The organism is Edaphocola aurantiacus (assembly GCF_019797745.1).
Taxonomy (GTDB): domain Bacteria; phylum Bacteroidota; class Bacteroidia; order Chitinophagales; family Chitinophagaceae; genus Edaphocola; species Edaphocola aurantiacus.
In genome coordinates this window covers 411,007-429,198 of record NZ_VOSI01000003.1, presented here as the reverse complement: position 1 = coordinate 429,198, position 18,192 = coordinate 411,007, and the positions used below count along the sequence as shown (strand labels likewise).

The following is an 18,192-nucleotide window of genomic DNA, read 5'->3' as shown; positions in this document are numbered from 1 at the left end:
TTAGTTTACTTCTACAATTAAGAATTTCAGGTACTGCGTATTCGGTACGTTCCACACAATCGGGTGATCGGCAGCCTGGGTTTGCCAGGTTACCTGTCTGATCTGCTTTTTGGCATCTTTAGCCGCAGCTTCGATTGTTTTCAGGAACATATCCGGAGGTACCAGGTTGGTACAGGATGCCGTTACCAGGAATCCACCAGGCTTCAGCAGTTTCATACCGCGCAGGTTGATTTCTTTATAACCGGTAACCGCTTTCTGAATATTAGCGCGGCTTTTGGTAAAGGCCGGAGGGTCCAGCATAACCGTATCAAAACGTCTGCCCTCTTTTACCCATTTCTTCAGTACATCAAATGCATTTACACATTCAAATGAACAGATATCACTAAAGCCGTTCAGTTCTGCATTACGTCTTGCCGTATCAATGGCCTTGTCCGAAATGTCCAGTCCCAGTACACTTTTAGCACCATAACGAGCTGCATGGTTGGCAAAAGTACCAGTATAACAGAACGCCTCTAAAACATCTGCATCTTTCACCACAGGAGCAATCGCACGGCGGTTATCCTGCTGATCGAGGAAGTAGCCGGTTTTTTGTCCGTTTACGATATCAACGTGAAACTTAAGTCCGTTTTCATTGATGATGATATTGGTATCAAACGGATCGCTCAGGAAGCCTTTAACCTGCTCCATGCCCTCCAGTTCGCGTACCGGTACATCATTTCTTTCATAAATACCCTTCGGCTTGAAAATAGTATTCAAAGCCTTTACAATAGCACCTTTCCAGCGTTCGATACCCAGAGACATAGTCTGGATCACGAAATAGTCATTGAACTTATCAATGATCAGCGCCGGTAAATCATCTGCCTCTCCGAAGATCAGGCGGCAGTTTTCAATATATCCCAGTCGCTGGCGGTAAGCCCAGGCCTTCTGTATTTTATGTAAAAAGAATTCGTCATTGATCTCTTCCTGCTTGCGGGTAAGCAGGCGTACTTTGATCTGCGACAAAGGATTGATATACCCTTTACCTACAAAAGAACCATTAGAAGAAAATACATCTACAATATCTCCCGATTCATAAGCACCTACTTCGTCTCCGATCTCATTGTTAAAAATCCAGGGGTGTCCGTCTGCAATTCTGCTGCTGATCTTTTTGTTTAGAAAAATTTTGGCCATAGCGCAAAATTACGTGAAATAAGCGAGTTATCTAGGGTTATAGCCCATATGCAGATTGTTAATTAGCAGATTAGTTAAGATTCAGTCCAAAGGCCAGACCATACCATATTCTGTTCTGGTACATCCAGTCTTTACGGTTGCGGTCCAGCAGGTAATCATAACCGGAAGAAATGCCGACTGTAAAACGGTTGACGGCTATAATACCGGCAATACCCCTGGACCATACAATGCCATCATAATCGGGCATGGCCGGATTGGTAGTTGTATAGGTATTGATGGCTGTATTGCCCGCCCCGGTAAATAACCCGACGGAAAAACCGAAGTGATTGATGTTGCGCTGAGCCTTTCCCAGGGGGCTTTTCTCGTAATTGACCCGGTACAGATCGGTACGATAACCCAGGTACAATGCACCGTTCAAATTGGTATTCAGTTGTGGCGCCATTCCCTTGCGTGCCGGACGGTATTTTAAAGGAATCGTCAGCACATCAGCATCAAAAGTATGCCTGCTGAAGGTGGTAAGCATCTGTGTATTATCCTGCAATACCATTGGGAATATAAGCGGGGCAAGGCTGGTATCTGCGAGGTGTGTATTTGCTACCGTTTTATGAACCCGCAGATCATCATCCGCTATATCCACATAGACCTTGCTATGGGAGGAATCGGTATGCTGTATGTAAAATGCATCTGTAAATTCTGTTTTGGAAGACTTCTTTAATAACGCGCAGCTTCCTGAACAGAAAGTGATGATCAGTATTAAAAATAGGTTCGCTTTCATATGTATATACTCTTTTATCTATATTGATGGTTTAGCACGCCGGCAAAGATAAGGGCTCTGCCGGCGATGCCGGCAGAGCCCTTAATAAAGAATGATTACTATTTTTTTATAATTTACCGGCCTTCATATTATTCAGTACTTCTTCCATCTCTTCCAAACCGTCTGTTACTTCAGCAGCTTTCAGTAATTCGATGGCAGCAGTTTCCTGTTTAATCGCCTCTTCTTTCTCTCCGTTGGCAAATAAAAGGTGTGCATAGGTATCCATACACGCTGCACGCATAGAAGGATTAGCGCTACCAATCAATTCAACTGATCTTTTGCTCCATTGCAATGCTGTTTTATATTGTGCCTGATCTTTACCTTCGTAAATGCCCCATGCCAGTTCATTCAGATCATTGGCTGCATTAAAAGAAATCATATTATTAATCATCGGGTTTTGCTCCAGTACGCGTGCAATCTGCGCCTGTTGCTGTTCTGCTGGCACATTGGCCGCGATCATCTGGTTCTTCATAGAAGCAATAGTCTCTCCTTTCTTCACCTCATCATCATTGGCATATGCTTCAGCAGTTCTGCTGCTCAGGAATTGTCCTTTCTCCATGCGGAACTTCTGCATCGCTGCTTTATCTCCTTTCGCTCTGTAGAAATATTCGCGATAGAACATCATATCAGCATCCGGAGTTTTACTGCTGCGCTCTACAATAGGACGCACAGTAGCATCGAAGCGGGCAATGGCACCTTCCTTACCTAACTTTTCAGCTGTAGGTACCAGCAAGGTGCTGGTAAAGTTGTTGAAGAAATCAGGCACTTCTTTTGATTTTAGTGCATTGATCTTATCTGTATGGTCAGACAGTAATGCATAAGCCTTATTGTCTATCGTTTGAATGTTGTCTGCCAGGTAAACCAGGTCTTTATCGGCCGGGTTTTTAGCATTGACATATTTGGTTACATATTTATCCAGGGCAGCATCATTTTCTTTACCCAAGCGTTTCGCTTTCTGCAGGTACTGCGTCAGGAAGTCTTTTGTCTCGTTGCCTTTTTTAAAGCTTACAGCATACCAGTCCCAGTTGTGCGGATCTTTATTTTCCTCAATAGCCACATCAGCATTATGCAGGAATCCGTCCAGATCGCTGATGCCCATGCTGGTATAGACTACAGAACCATCAGGTTTCAGGTACAAACTGGTTGGGTAGCCACTCACATTATACTTCTGTGCAACCTGTATACCCTCTCCTTTTTCAGCATCTATCTTATAATTGACAAAAGCAGTATTGTATTTATCTCCTGCTTCCTGGGTAGGAAAAAACTCCTTGGCCATTTTTTTACATGGTCCACACCAGGTAGTATAGATGTCTACAAAAACAATCTTATTTTCTTTCTTAGCTTTAGCCAAAGCTTCTGTAAAAGTACCTTCTTCAAATTTGATACCCTGTGCCCAAAGCATAAACGGGCTGACTGCTGCCAGAAGCAGGCTGAATACGGTTTTTTTCATGCGATTCAATGTTGTATATGTGATTGTGGTATACACACAATATTACGGAATTTAAACCATTTCAGCAGGCTTAACTTCTTTCAGGTACATGGCTTTTAAACGGTCGTAGAATGGATGTTTGTCGGCAAAGCTGGCGATCACATTGGCAATGATTGCGCCCAGCAAAAGGAAAAAGATCACACTGTGCCGGTCCGTCATTTCAAAAATGATAATGGCCGAGGTAAACGGAGCCCTTGTCACCCCGGTCAGGAATGCGGTCATACCAATCAGGATCAGCAGATTGGCCTCTGGTCCCGTAAAGTGCATCCATTCTGCGAGAAAAGCTCCTATCGAGGCTCCTGAGCTGAGTGATGGTGCAAATACACCTCCTGCACCGCCAAAACTGAATGATGCAATAAGACCATTCATCCGCACAAAGGGAGTATACCATTCTACGGATTTGTTGCTCGTAAATAAGGTACGTTCCATTAATTCCTTACCGGACCCCATAGCCTCTGTGCCCAGAAAGAATATAAAGGTGGCTACAAAAAGACCACAAAAAATAACTATTGCGACCTGTTGCCAGGTACGGGTAAACCGTCGGAACAACTGCATCACTTTGAGCAGGAGTACACACATCTTGCTGCCGAAAAATCCAGCAACAATAGCAGTAACGATTACTCCGGCTGTCAGCAACCATTCACTGCTATCCAGCTTAGGATAACCAAGGTAAAGATAAGATCCGCCCAGTCCCTGCGCCGTTAATCCCGCTACAATAACGGCAATAAACAGGGGTGATTTATAATGTTTGACATGAAACTTTGAAAGCTCTTCTATTGCAAAAATAATACCGCCTAATGGTGTATTAAAGGCCGCTGCGAGGCCAGATGCCGCACCGGCAATAAGGATATTGCTTTGAGATATGGGAGGCCACCATTTGGGAAGCCATTTGTGTACCTGGTAAAAAATAGAACTGGCAATCTGTATCGTAGGGCCTTCGCGACCGGCTATTCCTCCGCCGACTACCTTAACAGCACTGGATAAGATCTTTACAATGATGATACGCAGGCTCAGGAAACGGCGAATAAGTTTGCGCTCCTGTGGTTTACGTAGTTCGACTGCAGCCATTACCTGCGGTATCCCACTACCCTTGGCATAGGGTGCAAATCGGCGCACCAGCCACCAGGAGAGTAAAAAGCAAATGGGTGTAACTGCAAAAATCAGGTATTTATTCAGCCGGAACAGGTAGCCCGATAATTCTTCGGAATAACTGAACACTTTACTGTACAGCACAGCAACAATACCGGTAGCCAGAGAAGCTACCAGGAATGGAATAAACTGGAGCAGCTGCGTTTTAAGGCGTGTATTGGTTTCTGTTGTGCGATCGTATAAATCTTTAAGATAGCTCCTTGTGTACGCCACTGCAGCATTATTCTTTAGTCGGATGATTGTTCCTAAATGTTTTATGTTCAAAACAAGCAGCGTTTCTTTAAAGATTAGGAAGTATATGAAATAATAAATGCCCGAAACCGGGCACTTATTTATTTATGATTAAAGTATTTCTTTTAATTTTTCAATAACCGTATCAATCTCTGCTGTGGTATTGTGTTTGCAGAAAGAGAATCTCACCGGTACCCTGTCGCTGCCCGGATCAATGCAGTTGATCACATGGCTGCCTACACTGGCCCCACTGGAGCAGGCGCTGCCGCCGGATACACAGATGCCGGCCATATCCAGGCTCATCAGTAACATTTCCGATTTTTCCGTTTTAGGGAAAGATGCATTCAGTACTGTGTACAGAGATTGTCCGTCCCAATCACCATTGAAAGATACATCGCCAAGCTGCTGCGGCAATTGCTCTGCCATATATTTCTTCAGGCTGCGGATATAAGTAGAATCCTGCTCATAGGTTTCTGTAGCCATTTGTAATGCTTTGGCAAAACCTACAATACCATAAAGGTTCTCGGTACCGGCACGCATATTACGCTCCTGACCACCACCGTTGATCATTGGTTTGATGCTTACTTCATCACTGATATACAGGATACCTACACCTTTAGGTCCGTGGAATTTATGTCCTGCACCGGTAGCAAAGTGTACATTGATCTGTGACAGATCTATCGGGTAGTGACCTACTGTTTGCACTGTATCGCAGTGGAATACGGCATCATGCTCTTTACAGATCTCCCCTACTTCCTGTATAGGCAGTAAGTTTCCGATCTCATTATTGGCATGCATCAGGGTTACTAATGTTCTGCCTTCGGTATGTGACGCTAATAAATTACGTAAAGAATCCAGGTCCACATGTCCGGTCGGAAGAATGGTTACATAAGACACTTTAATGCCCTGATGTTCCCAGTATTCTGCACAGTGCAGTGTAGCATGGTGCTCGATCGGTGATGTGATGATGTGGTTACAGCCCAGATCACGGATGGCTGCACGGATGGCCGTGTTGCTGCTTTCTGTACCTCCTGAAGTGAAAAATATATTACCTGGTTTGGTATGTAGTATTTTAGCAACGGTTTTTCTGGCCGATTCAATGCCCATTTTACTCTCTCGCCCGTATGAATAGATAGAACTAGGGTTACCGAACTTCTCCGTAAGAAAAGGGAGCATTTCTTCTAATACTTTGGGATCCAGCGCAGTAGTAGCTGCGTTGTCGAAATAAATACGTTGCATAATTAAAAAATAATGGCCAAAGTTACAAAAAAGCACTTATTTCCCATAGTCTTTTCTACGCTTTGATATTTTTTTAAGAAGTCTTGATGAACTGCAGGTTTCGTTGTACCCCTTTCCATTTGGAACGCTTGATCGGGGAATGCCTGAGCAGCACCTTAAAGAAGTCCTCATCCAGCTGCTCCCAGTCGCCTGTGGTAAAATTGAGAATTTCTGGTATAGGAGTAAAACGTTCTTCTGTATTGGGACTGGAAAAACGGTTCCAGGGACATACATCCTGGCATACATCACAACCGAACATCCAGTTCTGGAAGGTGCCAGCCAGTTCGTTCGGGATCAGTTCATCCTTCAGCTCAATAGTGAGGTATGATATACATTTATTGGCATCAATCACAGATGGCGATACAATAGCCTGCGTAGGGCATGCATCCAGGCAGCGGGTACAAGTACCGCAGAAGTCCTTTGCATACGGATCGTCATAATCCAGCTCCAGGTCTACAATCAGCGTAGCCAGGAAGTAAAAAGAACCCGAAGATTTGGTAATGAGGTTTGCATTTTTGCCGATCCAGCCAAGCCCGCTCTTTTGGGCCCAGCGACGCTCCAGTACCGGGGCGCTGTCTACAAATCCTCTCCCCTCTACCTCACCCACCTGTTCCCGTAATCCGGCCAGGAAGGCATGTAATTTAGCCCTGATCACCTCATGATAATCCTCTCCGAAAGCATACTTGGCTATTTTGGGCGCATCTGCAGACTGTTGCGCTTCAGGATAGTAATTCATCATCAGCGTAATGACCGAACGGGCACCGGGAACCAGTAGTTTGGGATTGGTCCGCAGATCGAAATTGCGCTCCATATAACTCATCCCTGCATGGTAGCCCTTGTTCAGCCAGGCTTCCAGCCTGCGGGCATCCTCATCCAGATGCTGTGCCTGCGCAATGCCACAGTAATCAAATCCCAGCTGTTTGCTGAGTTGTTTTACCGTTCGGGTATATTCACTGATAGTTGTCGCCTGCATATCTGCTGCAAAAATAACCAGAGATTGTCAATATACCCTAATTAGCAAAAATGATTGATGCTCAATCTGCCAAATCTGTACCTTTGTGTCTTTTTCTAAATTATTTCCTGTGAGCTTTGCACGAACCTTCCTGGCGAAGAATGAGTCGCTGAAGAACAAAGAGTTCCTCTACTATCTGGTCATCCGTTTCGGACTGATCTTTGCCCTGAGTCTGCAGTTTACTGTTATTACCTATTGGATTTACCAGATTACCGGGCATAGTAAAGTAGCCCTGGCTATGGTGGGCCTTGCAGAGGTAATCCCGGTAATAGGCAGCTCTTTTTTTGCTGGTTATCTGGTCGATCTGCGGGAGAAGCGAAAGCTGATGATCCAGATCATTACAGCCTATATCTTCCTTGGTGCGGGGCTTTTATACCTTTCCACACCTATTGCCGCGGAGCACCTGACGCATGATCTTCGCATAGTCCTTATATACCTGGTTATCTTCCTTGGTGGTATTATCCGTGCATTTCTGGGACCTACTTCTTTTTCGCTGGTCAGTCTGCTGATTCCCAAAAACCAGTACCCTAACGGGGTGAGCTGGGCCAGTATGGCCTGGCAATTGGGTGCCGTGCTGGGACCGCTCATATCTGGTGCAATCATTGCTTTATCAGGACCCATCACCGGTATGACTACCGTGGTAGTCATAGAAATACTACTGCTCTTACCGGCCATAGGCATCAAACCCAAACCTATCCTGCAGAAAGAGCGGGAGCCGGTACTGAAAAGTATTGGCGAAGGTTTACGTTTCGTATTCAAAACACCAACCTTATTAGGCGCACAATTGCTGGATATGTTCTCTGTATTGTTCGGAGGGGCTATTGCCCTGCTACCGGCTATTCAGCAGGAACTATTTCCGGCTGACGGCAGCTTTTTCAGCGGACCGACGGCCTTTGGTGTATTGCGCTCTGCGACCGGTATAGGCTCGCTGTTGACGCTGGGTATACTCGCATTTCTTCCCTTAAAAACCAATCCCGGCAAAAAGCTTTTTGCCTGTGTGGCGGGCTTCGGGCTCTGTATTATCGGCTTTGGATTGTCTACCAATTTCTTTCTCTCCTTCTTCTGCATCCTGCTTTCGGGTATGTTTGACGGGGTAAGTGTTGTGATCAGAAGCACCATCCTGCAGCTGGTTACACCAGACGAGATGCGTGGACGGGTGGCCTCTGTAAACAGTATGTTTATCAGTTCTTCCAATGAGCTGGGCGATTTTGAAAGCGGGATGATGGCCAGCTGGCTGGGCACGGTACCCGCTATTGTAACAGGCGGCTGTATTACCTTACTGATTGTAGCGATAACCTATTTCCGCACACCACAGTTACGTAACTTCAAATTCGAGGAGCATCACGAATAGTACAGCTTTAGATACTTAAACGATATTAAACAAAACGGGAGCGATATTTATCGCTCCCGTTTTGCAAATGGCATGAATACAATTCCGGCATGAAACCCAAGCCAGGACTTATCATAAGAAGGTTTATCCATACTGATTGTTGTACTCAGCTGATAAGGTGTTTTAAATATTTCAAAACCGGAAGGATCACTGATGCCCAGCTGAGGCGGTAAACTGTTCAGTGCAACCGTCTGATCGCTGGCTCCGAAATAAAACCATGTACGCATATGGTTAAACACAATACCAACCTGTAGCCCGACTGTTTTGCTGAGTGCATATTCATAAACCAGGCCGGCTTTAAAGAGATTAGCCTCGCTACGGACCGTATTCTCTATGCGTATCGTCAGCGAATCCGGTGGAATTATGGAGTCATAAAAAACGCTTGTACTGGCTTTAGGCTGACCCCAGCTCGCATACACGCGTACCGTGCTTTTAGCATCAAGCTCCTGCCGGTAACCAATTCCATAACGCAGATGCGCACCGGTATTGCGGTATGCATAAGACAGGGAAACATACAGACCATTTGTGCCGACAGACAATTGCGGATTCAGGTAGAATAACTCATCGGCATACAGCATCGCTTCTGCAAAAGGGCGCAATGCCAGTGCCGGTCGAAATGGCGCTGCTCTTAAGCCTTTGGAGCGGAACAGCTCACGGGTATTCACACTACTTTCAGCAAGCGCTGTTGCACCAGCCGGAACAATCTGCGAACTGCTGTCTGAAAGTGTATGCACACTGGGTTCCCAGACCAGCGGGCCAATGAATGCTTCCGGACTGATGGCTACTTTTGACAATATGGTATCCTTCCGCGTACCCGTTTTGACTACTGTGGAAATGTTTTTTCGTTGTGCCTTTTTCCGGCCTTTTGTTTTATATAGTACAATATGTTTGCCTACTATGTGGTGCCCGATATGGTATTGCTTCCGGAGATGGGCAAAGAGCTGATCCATGTCTGTATATTGTCCTTTCAGTACGATAACCATATCGCCATTCAAGGCCTTCGCATTGTAAGAAAAGGAAAGTTGCTTTTGGTGCTTCACCTCCTGCATCAGCTCATAAAGTGTATACCTGCCTTTGGGCAGATTGACCACTTTATTGGCCAGGTATACCTGAGCATGCATGTTCATTGTAAACAGACAGCAAAAAATGAGGCTAATGATATAACGCATAGGATCAGTACAGGGAATAAACAGTGTCGTTTTCTTTTTTAACCTTGCAGGAAATAGTGGCACTCAGCATCTGCAGCACCTCATCTATACCGGCATGATCGGCTACCAGATCTATCCGCTCTTCTTTGAGCGCTGCGCTACTGATACGGATAGTATAGCCCAGTCGCTGCTGTATAATCTGTACGGCTTCCTGTAAGGAGATATTCCTGAGGTTAAAGTCGGCATAAGGTGCAAACCTTGCCGGTGGCATCAGTCGTATAGATTGCCCTGCAGCCAGCAGAATGGTATCTGATGGCATATACAAAGCTACGGTTCCTTCCTGTACCCGTACTACAACACTATCATTAGTATTGCTCAGCAGGAAACGCGTGCCGACATCTTCCAGGCTCAGCGTATCATTCAGGTGTAAGAACAGTCTTTGCCCTTCCTTATGACTGATGCTGAACTGCCCTGTACCGGTAAACCCTGCATTTAGGATATTGTCTTTGATGTTGAATGCGATAGCGCTGCCCGTTTGGCAATCGATACGGTGATCGCTGTTCAGCAATATGCTGGTATCAATAGCAAAAAAGTGCGTCTCACCTTGTGTAAGGTATGGCCTGTTACCCTTTTGGCTGATGAAATACCAGGTTACCAGTAATGCCGGTACCAGTATAGCAGCCGCAATTTTCGCCATAGCAAAACGGCGCTTTTTCGGAGCAGTTGCATCATTATTTACGGGCAGCTTCGCCTTTAACTGCTGTAGGCTATGATCCGGATCGGCCTGCAGGTATTGGTCCTGCTGGTTCCAGGTCAGGAATAATTGGTCAAAATATTCTTTATGGCGCAAGTCTGCAGCACACCAGTCATCGATGAGCATCGCTTCCTCCGGACTGGCTTTGCCATCCATGTACTTAAGCAGGAGTTCGAAACTTACTTGCGGCATATGAATAATATAAATAGCATGGTGGTAATAGTAGATTGCGGTTGTCCCTGCAGGAAAGAACGAATGAGCTTAAGGGCTTTGGAGATATGCCCTTCTACAGTTTTGGTAGAGATGTGCAGCTCTTCTGCAATCTCCTCATATTTTTTATGCTCCATACGGCTCTTCTCAAATACAATGCGGCATTGCGGTGGCAGACTATCCAGGATCTCATTGGCCATACGGTAAAATTCTGTGCGGGTATGCTGGTCGATCAGTTCTTCTTCTTTGTTAGGAGTAGATTGCTGCTGGGCAGAGAAGTTCCGGCCAAGGGTTTCCTGCCGGCTGCTGTTCCGGATCTGTTTCAGTGCATGGTTGTGAATACTTCTGTATAGATAGGCTCTTGCATTCTGCACTTCCGTTTCCTGTTGTATCCATACATGATAAAAATTCAGGAACACATCTTGGGTGATATCCTGTGCCAGCGCTGAATCTTTAACAATCGTAAAGGCATAACGATATAAAGATTCAAAATGCTGTTTGTATATATGTTCAAAATCAGGCAAGCGTATGGATAAGGGGTTGATAACAAAACTAACAAAATATTCTCATGTTCCTATATGTGCTCCCCATCCCCTTTCTTTGTTAATATTTTTTAAAATTAAGTTGTGTACAATTTAATTTTAAAAAATATACTACTTTTGCATTGAAGATTAAGAGAAACGATTATGCAGGAAGCCCTTCTTTTAGAAAACCAGGTATGTTTTCCCATTTATGCCCTATCCCGGCAGATTATACAATATTACCGCCCCATGCTGGATGAGCTGGATATTACCTATCCACAATATCTGGTGATGATGGTATTGTGGGAACATGATACCCAAACGGTGAATCAGCTGGGGGCGCTGCTGAAACTGGATAGTGGCACCCTTACCCCACTGCTGAAAAGACTGGAACTGAAAGGATTGATCATTCGTAAGAGAAGTAAAGCAGATGAACGTGTAGTAAATATCAGCCTTACCCCATCCGGCAGGGCAATGAAAGAAATGGCCTGTTCGATTCCGCACCAGATGCTGGAAAGTATGGGACTAAGCCTGGAGGAAATGCAGCAATTGAAACAACTGGCAGAAAAAATGTTAAACAGATAAATAAGTTCACAAATATAAAAACACTAATAAATGAAAACATTGTATACAGCAGTAGCTACTGCAAAAGGAGGCCGTAACGGCGAGGTACGTACCGATAATGGTGTACTGGATCTGACTGTCAGAATGCCTAAAGAACTGGGTGGTGCCAATAACGATCATACCAACCCTGAACAATTATTTGCAGCTGGCTATGCCGCTTGTTTTGACAGTGCATTAAACAGAGTGATCCAGATGAGTGGTACAACAACCGGCGAGACAAGTGTAATGGCCAAAGTGAGCATTGGTCAGATTGGTAATGGTGCATTCGGACTGGCGGCAAACCTGGAGATCAATATTCCCGGTGTAAGCACAGAAGAGGCGCAAATGCTGGCAGACAAAGCGCACCAGATTTGTCCTTACTCTAATGCTACCCGTAATAATATGGAAGTATTAATAACTGTAACCAATAACTAAAAACATATCCTATGCTGTCTGTAATCGCCAATATATTAGTTGCCGTAGTAGCCCTGGAACATCTGTACATCCTGTGGATGGAAATGTTTGCCTGGGAAACAGCCGGCAAAAAGACCTTCAAAAGTGCCTTACCGGAAGCCCTGTTTAAGCCTACCAAAGGCCTGGCCGCTAACCAGGGATTATACAACGGATTTCTGGCCGCCGGACTGATCTGGTCATTGCTGATCTCCGACCCTGTATGGTCGGTTAATGTAGGTATCTTCTTCCTTTCCTGTGTAATTGTAGCAGGGCTCTACGGTGCGTTTTCCGCAACAAAAAAGATATTTTTCGTACAGGCATTACCCGCCATACTGGCTTTATTGTTTGTATTACTGGCCAGATAATCAGCATGTTGATATAGAATAATTACATTAGGGGTTAGTATACCGGTCGTCCTTGTGGTGGCCGGTATTGTTTTTTATACAATAGCAGGCTCCAGGCTAAACAGCGTTACCTCCGGCCTTACATTAAACCTCAGGGGCCACAGGTGCCCTAAGGCACGGTTAATGTACAGAGTACGCTCCTCCTCCAGTTCAATCTTACCGGAAGTGTATCTTTTGTTCTTTACCGGAAGGATCAAGGGATCCAGAAATGGTGGCTTGGCCTGTCCGCCATGTGTATGTCCGGCCAGTATCCATCCCTTATAACCATTCCAGACATCCAGGTCGCAAACATCCGGGTTGTGGCACAAAACAATACCGGCCTGTTCCGGATTATATGCATTCATTACTTTCCCCGGATCAAAATATGGCCCCCAGTAATCATCAAAGCCTATAAAGTTAAGTCCTGCATATTCCTGCTGCTCATTGCGCAGCATATGAATGCCCAGTTGCTGCAACAATGCAGCGACCTCATTGCCTACTTCTTTCTCTGCAAATTTTTTGCCGTAATCATGATTACCCATGATGCCTAAAGTACCGAGACGCCCTTTGGGTGCATGCTGCATTACCTCTTCCAGGGAATGGAACAATACCTTATCCTTATATGTACTGACATAATCTCCGGTAAAGACCACAAAATCGGGCTGCAGCGCCTGCGCTTCTTTGAAGGTTTTAATGATATAGTCGTAGTTAAACCGTTTGCCGATATGAATATCACTGATCTGCATCAGTGTCTTCCCGACCAGTGCAGCGGGCAGATGACGCACCGGCATTGGCAGCTTTACCCAATCTACCCAATACGGTTCAACCTGCCATGAATATAAGCCCAGTCCTAATCCGCCGGCACCAAGAGCCAGGCAATAACGCATAAATTTTCTGCGGTTCATCATAAAGTATATCAGCAAATCTGTATAAAGATAACGGGTACACAGTTGTTTCATTATATACAGAGCAGAAAAATAGACAATGTATCGATGTAAGCCGAGAGTTCGCTTTTACCATAAATAAAAACTAAAAAAAATATCCCGTCAGAGCAAGGGTATTTTTAATCATCGGGGTCATAGGGGCAAATCATCGACCCATGTATCACTATTTATTAAGAGTTCTACCCCGCCCTGTATTAATCGAACTCAGCGTACGCCTGCGCAGTATTTTAGAATTACTGTACCAGGGCAATCGCTTTACCGACCCGATCAATGGTAAATCATACCGCAGCTTCCTGCCTTACGGACAGGTCGCGCAAACCAAACGTCACAATGTGCTGGCACCAGGCACGCTTTCACTGGAGCGGCACCGGCTCATGTGGTTATACCTGCAGCAGGAAACCGATTTTTTTACGTCCAACGCTAAGGTACTGCATATTGCACCGGAGCAGTGTTTTTATAAACGGTTCCGCAAGCTGAAACAAGAGCAATATATTACCGCAGATTATAATTCGCCTATAGCAGATATACATTTCGACCTGCATCATGCACCTTTTGAGGACAATAGCTTTGAGGTGATTTTCTGTAATCATGTGCTGGAGCATGTAGAGGATGATAAGCAGTGTATGAAGGAATTATACCGTATACTAAAACCGGGAGGCTGGGCAATATTACAGGTGCCTGTCGATTACCATAGCGCATTCACCTTGGAAGATGAACGTTATAATACCGATGAGTTAAGAGAAATACATTATTGGCAGAAAGATCATGTACGCCTGTATGGCCGGGATTATCCCGATAAGCTACGGGCTGCGGGCTTCTCCGTTGAGGAGAATGACCTGGTCAGCAGGCTTGATCCTGTGCTGGTAGAACAGTACCGTCTGGATCGTAAAGAGATCCTGTATATAGTCAGGAAGTAATCATTATTGTATAAAAAAATGAGGAGTCAAAGTAGATACTTTGACTCCTTTTTCATTTACTCCTCTAATAAATTATGGTTAGCCGCCATAAAAGTTATTTTATTACAATCACACAGCTCTCGTTTTGATCTGTAAAGAAGAATAATCACTTCATACTTCAAATAGCATTATACTTAAATCTGTAAAGTTTAACCGCCTACATAATACTATATGCCAAAGCCGTGCCACAATTTATTTAAGCTGATAATCAATAATTTACAAAGTACACAATAGCCAATTTGTTCCATTTCTGGGAATTATATTCTGTACTTTGGAAAATGCACTTTGTATCTTTTAAGATGTAGTACCAAAACGTAAAACGTCGGAGTAGACACCCCGACGCTTTTTGCATTTACCTCCTCTATGATTATGGCCTGAGCCATAAAAGCTTTTTACACATCACACAGCCTTCATTGTGATCTGTACAAAATAATTAGTTACACTTCAAATAAACACTCTCCTATTTAAATCTGTAAAGTTTAACCGCTTACATAATAGTATATACCAAAGCTGTGCCACAATTTATTTAATTTGATAATCAATAACTTACAAATAAAACAACCATTTATATATTCCATTTTCAGGAATTATATTCTGCACCTTGGAAAATGAACTGTGATAACCGTATTATGTACCCCGGAGCATAAGCCGTTGAGGTGACGCTACGAAAAATAAATGCCCAATAAAAGTAAAGCGTCGGAGTAGAAACCCCGACGCTTATGCATTTACCTCCTCTATGATTATGGCCTGAGCCATAAAAGCATTTAACAAATCATACAGCTCTGTTTTGATCTGTAAAGAAGAAATAGGTTAACTAAACTTCAAATAAACACTCTCCTATTTAAATCTGTAAAGTTTATAACTGATAACATAATAGTATATGCCAAAGCCGTGCCACAATTTATGGAAGCTGATAATCAACTATTTATAAAATAAACTTCGGTCATGTGTTCCATTTTCGGGAACCAGGTTCTGTTCTTTGGAAATTGCATTCACTGAGTACCCGCTTAAAGGAAACAAGAACTAATATTATGATTTAAATAGTCTATTTATATCTTTTGCTACCTTTTGCCTTGATGCAAAAGGTAGCGCCAAAAAATCAAGGCTGTATAAATTCCTGGCTAAAAATCAATGTGTCGGCCGGCCGCAAACCAGACTCACTACGTTCAGACAGTGGTTTCCGACTTGATCGACCGAGCCAATGATTTTCTTAACGCCGGATTTATAAGGCCTTTCGAGCGATCTGTACAGTACGGATCGCTTATTGTTTTCATCGCAGCGATAGCCATTTTGGTTGGAGCTGCGATCGTTGAGCAGTGAACGCCTCACACGTTAAGCTCAGACGATCAATGCACGCAACGATACAAAATGGCGGTGCCCGCAATCGCCTTGATGAAAACAAAGGCACTTTTGGTCCTTTTGTTGCCGGACAAAAGGACGAAGAAAATAGTTACCTACATGCGGATAGTCAGTTTGAATTTTACATGCGTCCTTACTGTCTAAAAAAAAAGATCGCCAGAGTGAACACTCCGGCGATTACTACTCCTCTATATGTTATGGTTTACATATGCTCTTTTAAGGTCTTACCTTACTGTAAAGAAAGCGGGGTTGAACCCTCTTTTAAAAATATGCGTCGAAGTAGAAACTTCGACGCCCTTGCATTTACTCCTCTATGTATTATGGATTACCCATAAAAGCTTTTGCTACAAATCATACAGCTCCGCGCGATCTGTAAAGAAGAATTGTTTTACTTCATACTTCAATTAACTTATATACTTAAACCTGTAAAGTTTCTTAACTGCTTACATAATACTATATACCAAAGCCGTGCCAAACCTGAAATTAATTGACAATCAATAATTTAATTTCTTATTATTTAATAATATGTTCCATATTCCGGAATATATTTCTCTGTAAAGGAAAAAGGATAAAATGTTGTGTTTCAACATAACGCATAAAAAAAGCGTCCAAGTGGAAACTTTGACGCTTGCATTTACTCCTCTATGTGTTATGGTTTGCCATAAAATTTCTTTAGATACAGATCACACAGCTCCGTTTTGATCCGCAAAGAAGAATAATAAAAATTGCTTCATACTTCAAATAAAATCATACAACCCACATTCAAAATCTGTAATTTGATGTCTTTGCTCAATTAAGTATATGCCAATTCCGTGCCAAACTTTAAAATAACTGATAATCAATTATTTAAAAATTAATTATCATACAATGTATTCCATTTTTTGGAAAATTTTTCTATATTCTGGAAAAAAATCGTTAATATAAAGTATATGCACTACTTTTATATATAGATAGATGAATCAAAAATGAGTAAAGGAAAATTTAAGATTTTTATAGTGGATGATGACCCTTGGTACGGGGAGATGCTGGAGTATTATTTATCCATGAATCCGGAGTATGAATTGTGTCGTTATACCACTGCCAAAGAGTGCCTTGCCAACCTGCATCAGAAGCCGGGATTAATTACCCTGGACTATGGCTTGCCGGATGGTAACGGAACTACAGTACTGAAAAAAATATTGCAGACTGATGATACTATTCCCGTTGTCATCATCAGTGCACAGGAAGACATCAGTACTGCCATCGGCCTGCTCAGGGCCGGTGCCAGAGACTATATACCTAAAGACGAGCATACCAAAGACCTGCTCTGGAATGCGGTGCTCCGTATACGTGAGCACCAGGAATTAAAAGAAGAGGTTGATCACCTGAAACAGGAGCTGGGACAGCGTTTCAGCCCGGACAAAATGATCAAGGGAAATAGTACAGCCATGCAGAAAGTATTCCAGATGATGGAAAAAGCAAGGCATACCAATATCAATGTATCTATCTCCGGAGAGACCGGTACCGGTAAGGAAGTAGTGGCCAAAGCGATACACTACAACTCTAACCGGAACGCTAAATCTTTTGTGGCAGTGAATATGGCTGCGATACCTAAAGAGCTGATCGAAAGTGAACTCTTCGGACATGAAAAAGGATCCTTTACCGGTGCTGTTGCCCGTAAGATCGGCCGCTTTGAACAAGCGCACCAGGGCACCCTTTTCCTGGACGAAATTGCGGAACTGGACCTCAGCCTGCAAGCGAAACTGCTGCGGGTGATACAGGAACGCGAACTGGTACGTGTTGGCGGCAATGAGCGCATCAAACTGGATGTAAGGATCATTACCGCAACGCACAGAGACCTGGCACAGGCAGTACAGGAAGATACTTTCAGAGAAGATCTGTACTACCGGCTCATCGGTCTGCCGCTTACCCTGCCTCCATTGAGAGACCGGGAGAGCGATATCATTCTCTTAGCGAAGTCTTTCCTGGAAGAGTTTTGTAAAGCCAACAAACTACCTGCATTAACGATTAATACTGCTGCCAAGAACAAACTCATGAGTTATCCTTATCCCGGCAATGTACGTGAGCTGAAAGCTATAATAGAGCTTGCTGCAGTCATGTCATCCGATGGGGAAATACGGGAAGAAGATATTACCTTTACGCCTGTTGGCACCTCTAAGAGAGGCCTGATCTATGAGGAGAAGACTTTGCAGGAATATACGATTGATATTATTTCGGCCTATCTGCGCAAGTATGATAATAATGTGGTACGGGTTGCGGATAAACTGGATATTGGCAAATCTACTATCTACAAATTGATCAAGGACAAAGCCATCGTTATTTAATAAA

Annotated in this window: 17 protein-coding genes; 7 read left to right on the top strand and 10 right to left on the bottom strand. The window is 43.8% G+C overall.

Translation table 11 applies throughout. The features are described from left to right. From FTD44_RS10625 to queG, 6 genes are all read right to left on the bottom strand, one after another. Positions 1-1,170, bottom strand: a complete 1,170-nt coding sequence (locus FTD44_RS10625) for a class I SAM-dependent rRNA methyltransferase (protein ID WP_129021482.1) — start codon at positions 1,168-1,170, stop codon at positions 1-3. A 70-nt stretch (positions 1,171-1,240) separates the two neighbouring features. Further along, positions 1,241-1,945 (bottom strand): hypothetical protein, encoded by a 705-nt coding sequence (locus tag FTD44_RS10620; RefSeq protein ID WP_222166421.1) that lies wholly within the window; start codon positions 1,943-1,945, stop codon positions 1,241-1,243. Positions 1,946-2,051: 106 nt separating this feature from the next. Then, positions 2,052-3,434: a thioredoxin family protein gene (locus FTD44_RS10615; protein ID WP_222166420.1), complete on the bottom strand. Its 1,383-nt coding sequence runs from the start codon at positions 3,432-3,434 to the stop codon at positions 2,052-2,054. Positions 3,435-3,485: 51 nt separating this feature from the next. Further along, a complete protein-coding gene (locus tag FTD44_RS10610) occupies positions 3,486-4,886 on the bottom strand; it encodes a chloride channel protein (protein WP_222166419.1) in 1,401 nt (466 codons plus the stop codon). Positions 4,887-4,964: 78 nt separating this feature from the next. Continuing rightward, positions 4,965-6,092, bottom strand: a complete 1,128-nt coding sequence (locus FTD44_RS10605; RefSeq protein ID WP_222166418.1) for a cysteine desulfurase family protein — start codon at positions 6,090-6,092, stop codon at positions 4,965-4,967. 73 nt (positions 6,093-6,165) lie between these two features. Continuing rightward, entirely contained in the window at positions 6,166-7,104 is a 939-nt protein-coding gene (gene queG, locus FTD44_RS10600; protein ID WP_222166417.1) for a tRNA epoxyqueuosine(34) reductase QueG, read from the bottom strand. Between the two features lie 109 nt (positions 7,105-7,213). On the opposite strand from queG, the gene FTD44_RS10595 reads away from it, so the two are divergent. After that, positions 7,214-8,494, top strand: a complete 1,281-nt coding sequence (locus tag FTD44_RS10595) for an MFS transporter (RefSeq protein WP_317196835.1) — start codon at positions 7,214-7,216, stop codon at positions 8,492-8,494. Positions 8,495-8,541: 47 nt separating this feature from the next. Here the strand turns inward: FTD44_RS10595 and FTD44_RS10590 are convergent, their stop codons facing one another. The 3 genes from FTD44_RS10590 to FTD44_RS10580 are packed head-to-tail and all read right to left on the bottom strand — an operon-like array spanning position 8,542 to position 11,169. Next, entirely contained in the window at positions 8,542-9,660 is a 1,119-nt protein-coding gene (locus FTD44_RS10590) for a hypothetical protein (protein ID WP_222166416.1), read from the bottom strand. 46 nt (positions 9,661-9,706) lie between these two features. Further along, a complete protein-coding gene (locus tag FTD44_RS10585) occupies positions 9,707-10,627 on the bottom strand; it encodes a DUF4974 domain-containing protein (protein ID WP_222166415.1) in 921 nt (306 codons plus the stop codon). Continuing rightward, positions 10,615-11,169 (bottom strand): RNA polymerase sigma-70 factor, encoded by a 555-nt coding sequence (locus FTD44_RS10580; RefSeq protein ID WP_222166414.1) that lies wholly within the window; start codon positions 11,167-11,169, stop codon positions 10,615-10,617. Before FTD44_RS10580 ends, FTD44_RS10585 begins: the two co-directional genes overlap by 13 nt. A 162-nt stretch (positions 11,170-11,331) precedes the next feature. On the opposite strand from FTD44_RS10580, the gene FTD44_RS10575 reads away from it, so the two are divergent. The 3 genes from FTD44_RS10575 to FTD44_RS10565 are packed head-to-tail and all read left to right on the top strand — an operon-like array spanning position 11,332 to position 12,587. Then, positions 11,332-11,751 carry a MarR family winged helix-turn-helix transcriptional regulator gene (locus FTD44_RS10575; protein WP_222166413.1) on the top strand — a complete coding sequence of 140 codons (420 nt, stop codon included), beginning with the start codon at positions 11,332-11,334 and terminating at the stop codon, positions 11,749-11,751. Positions 11,752-11,781: 30 nt separating this feature from the next. Then, positions 11,782-12,204: an organic hydroperoxide resistance protein gene (locus FTD44_RS10570; protein WP_129021490.1), complete on the top strand. Its 423-nt coding sequence runs from the start codon at positions 11,782-11,784 to the stop codon at positions 12,202-12,204. An 11-nt stretch (positions 12,205-12,215) separates the two neighbouring features. Next, complete coding sequence (locus FTD44_RS10565) at positions 12,216-12,587, top strand: DUF1304 domain-containing protein (protein ID WP_246625404.1); 372 nt, start codon at positions 12,216-12,218, stop codon at positions 12,585-12,587. Positions 12,588-12,661: 74 nt separating this feature from the next. Here FTD44_RS10565 and FTD44_RS10560 read toward each other — a convergent pair whose 3' ends face one another. After that, positions 12,662-13,564 (bottom strand): metallophosphoesterase, encoded by a 903-nt coding sequence (locus tag FTD44_RS10560; protein WP_246625403.1) that lies wholly within the window; start codon positions 13,562-13,564, stop codon positions 12,662-12,664. Positions 13,565-13,704: 140 nt separating this feature from the next. Here FTD44_RS10560 and FTD44_RS10555 point away from each other — a divergent pair, with 140 nt between their 5' ends. The 3 genes from FTD44_RS10555 to FTD44_RS10545 all read left to right on the top strand — a co-directional run bounded on the left by FTD44_RS10555 (position 13,705) and on the right by FTD44_RS10545 (position 18,188). Continuing rightward, entirely contained in the window at positions 13,705-14,466 is a 762-nt protein-coding gene (locus FTD44_RS10555; protein WP_222166412.1) for a class I SAM-dependent methyltransferase, read from the top strand. A gap of 1,388 nt (positions 14,467-15,854) precedes the next feature. Next, positions 15,855-16,199 (top strand): hypothetical protein, encoded by a 345-nt coding sequence (locus tag FTD44_RS10550; RefSeq protein ID WP_222166411.1) that lies wholly within the window; start codon positions 15,855-15,857, stop codon positions 16,197-16,199. A gap of 630 nt (positions 16,200-16,829) precedes the next feature. Next, entirely contained in the window at positions 16,830-18,188 is a 1,359-nt protein-coding gene (locus tag FTD44_RS10545) for a sigma-54-dependent transcriptional regulator (RefSeq protein WP_222166410.1), read from the top strand. Positions 18,189-18,192: the final 4 nt, after the last annotated feature.

Excerpts from the sequence above, each read along its gene's own strand:
- FTD44_RS10550 (WP_222166411.1), top strand. The coding sequence starts at position 15,855 with ATGCACGCAACGATACAAAATGGCGGTGCCCGCAATCGCCTTGATGAA.
- FTD44_RS10565 (WP_246625404.1), top strand. The coding sequence starts at position 12,216 with ATGCTGTCTGTAATCGCCAATATATTAGTTGCCGTAGTAGCCCTGGAA.
- FTD44_RS10615 (WP_222166420.1), bottom strand. The coding sequence starts at position 3,434 with ATGAAAAAAACCGTATTCAGCCTGCTTCTGGCAGCAGTCAGCCCGTTT.
- FTD44_RS10585 (WP_222166415.1), bottom strand. The coding sequence starts at position 10,627 with ATGCCGCAAGTAAGTTTCGAACTCCTGCTTAAGTACATGGATGGCAAA.
- FTD44_RS10605 (WP_222166418.1), bottom strand. The coding sequence starts at position 6,092 with ATGCAACGTATTTATTTCGACAACGCAGCTACTACTGCGCTGGATCCC.
- queG (WP_222166417.1), bottom strand. The coding sequence starts at position 7,104 with ATGCAGGCGACAACTATCAGTGAATATACCCGAACGGTAAAACAACTC.
- FTD44_RS10560 (WP_246625403.1), bottom strand. The coding sequence starts at position 13,564 with ATGAAACAACTGTGTACCCGTTATCTTTATACAGATTTGCTGATATAC.
- FTD44_RS10575 (WP_222166413.1), top strand. The coding sequence starts at position 11,332 with ATGCAGGAAGCCCTTCTTTTAGAAAACCAGGTATGTTTTCCCATTTAT.
- FTD44_RS10555 (WP_222166412.1), top strand. The coding sequence starts at position 13,705 with ATGTATCACTATTTATTAAGAGTTCTACCCCGCCCTGTATTAATCGAA.
- FTD44_RS10545 (WP_222166410.1), top strand. The coding sequence starts at position 16,830 with ATGAGTAAAGGAAAATTTAAGATTTTTATAGTGGATGATGACCCTTGG.
- FTD44_RS10620 (WP_222166421.1), bottom strand. The coding sequence starts at position 1,945 with ATGAAAGCGAACCTATTTTTAATACTGATCATCACTTTCTGTTCAGGA.
- FTD44_RS10570 (WP_129021490.1), top strand. The coding sequence starts at position 11,782 with ATGAAAACATTGTATACAGCAGTAGCTACTGCAAAAGGAGGCCGTAAC.
- FTD44_RS10625 (WP_129021482.1), bottom strand. The coding sequence starts at position 1,170 with ATGGCCAAAATTTTTCTAAACAAAAAGATCAGCAGCAGAATTGCAGAC.
- FTD44_RS10590 (WP_222166416.1), bottom strand. The coding sequence starts at position 9,660 with ATGAACATGCATGCTCAGGTATACCTGGCCAATAAAGTGGTCAATCTG.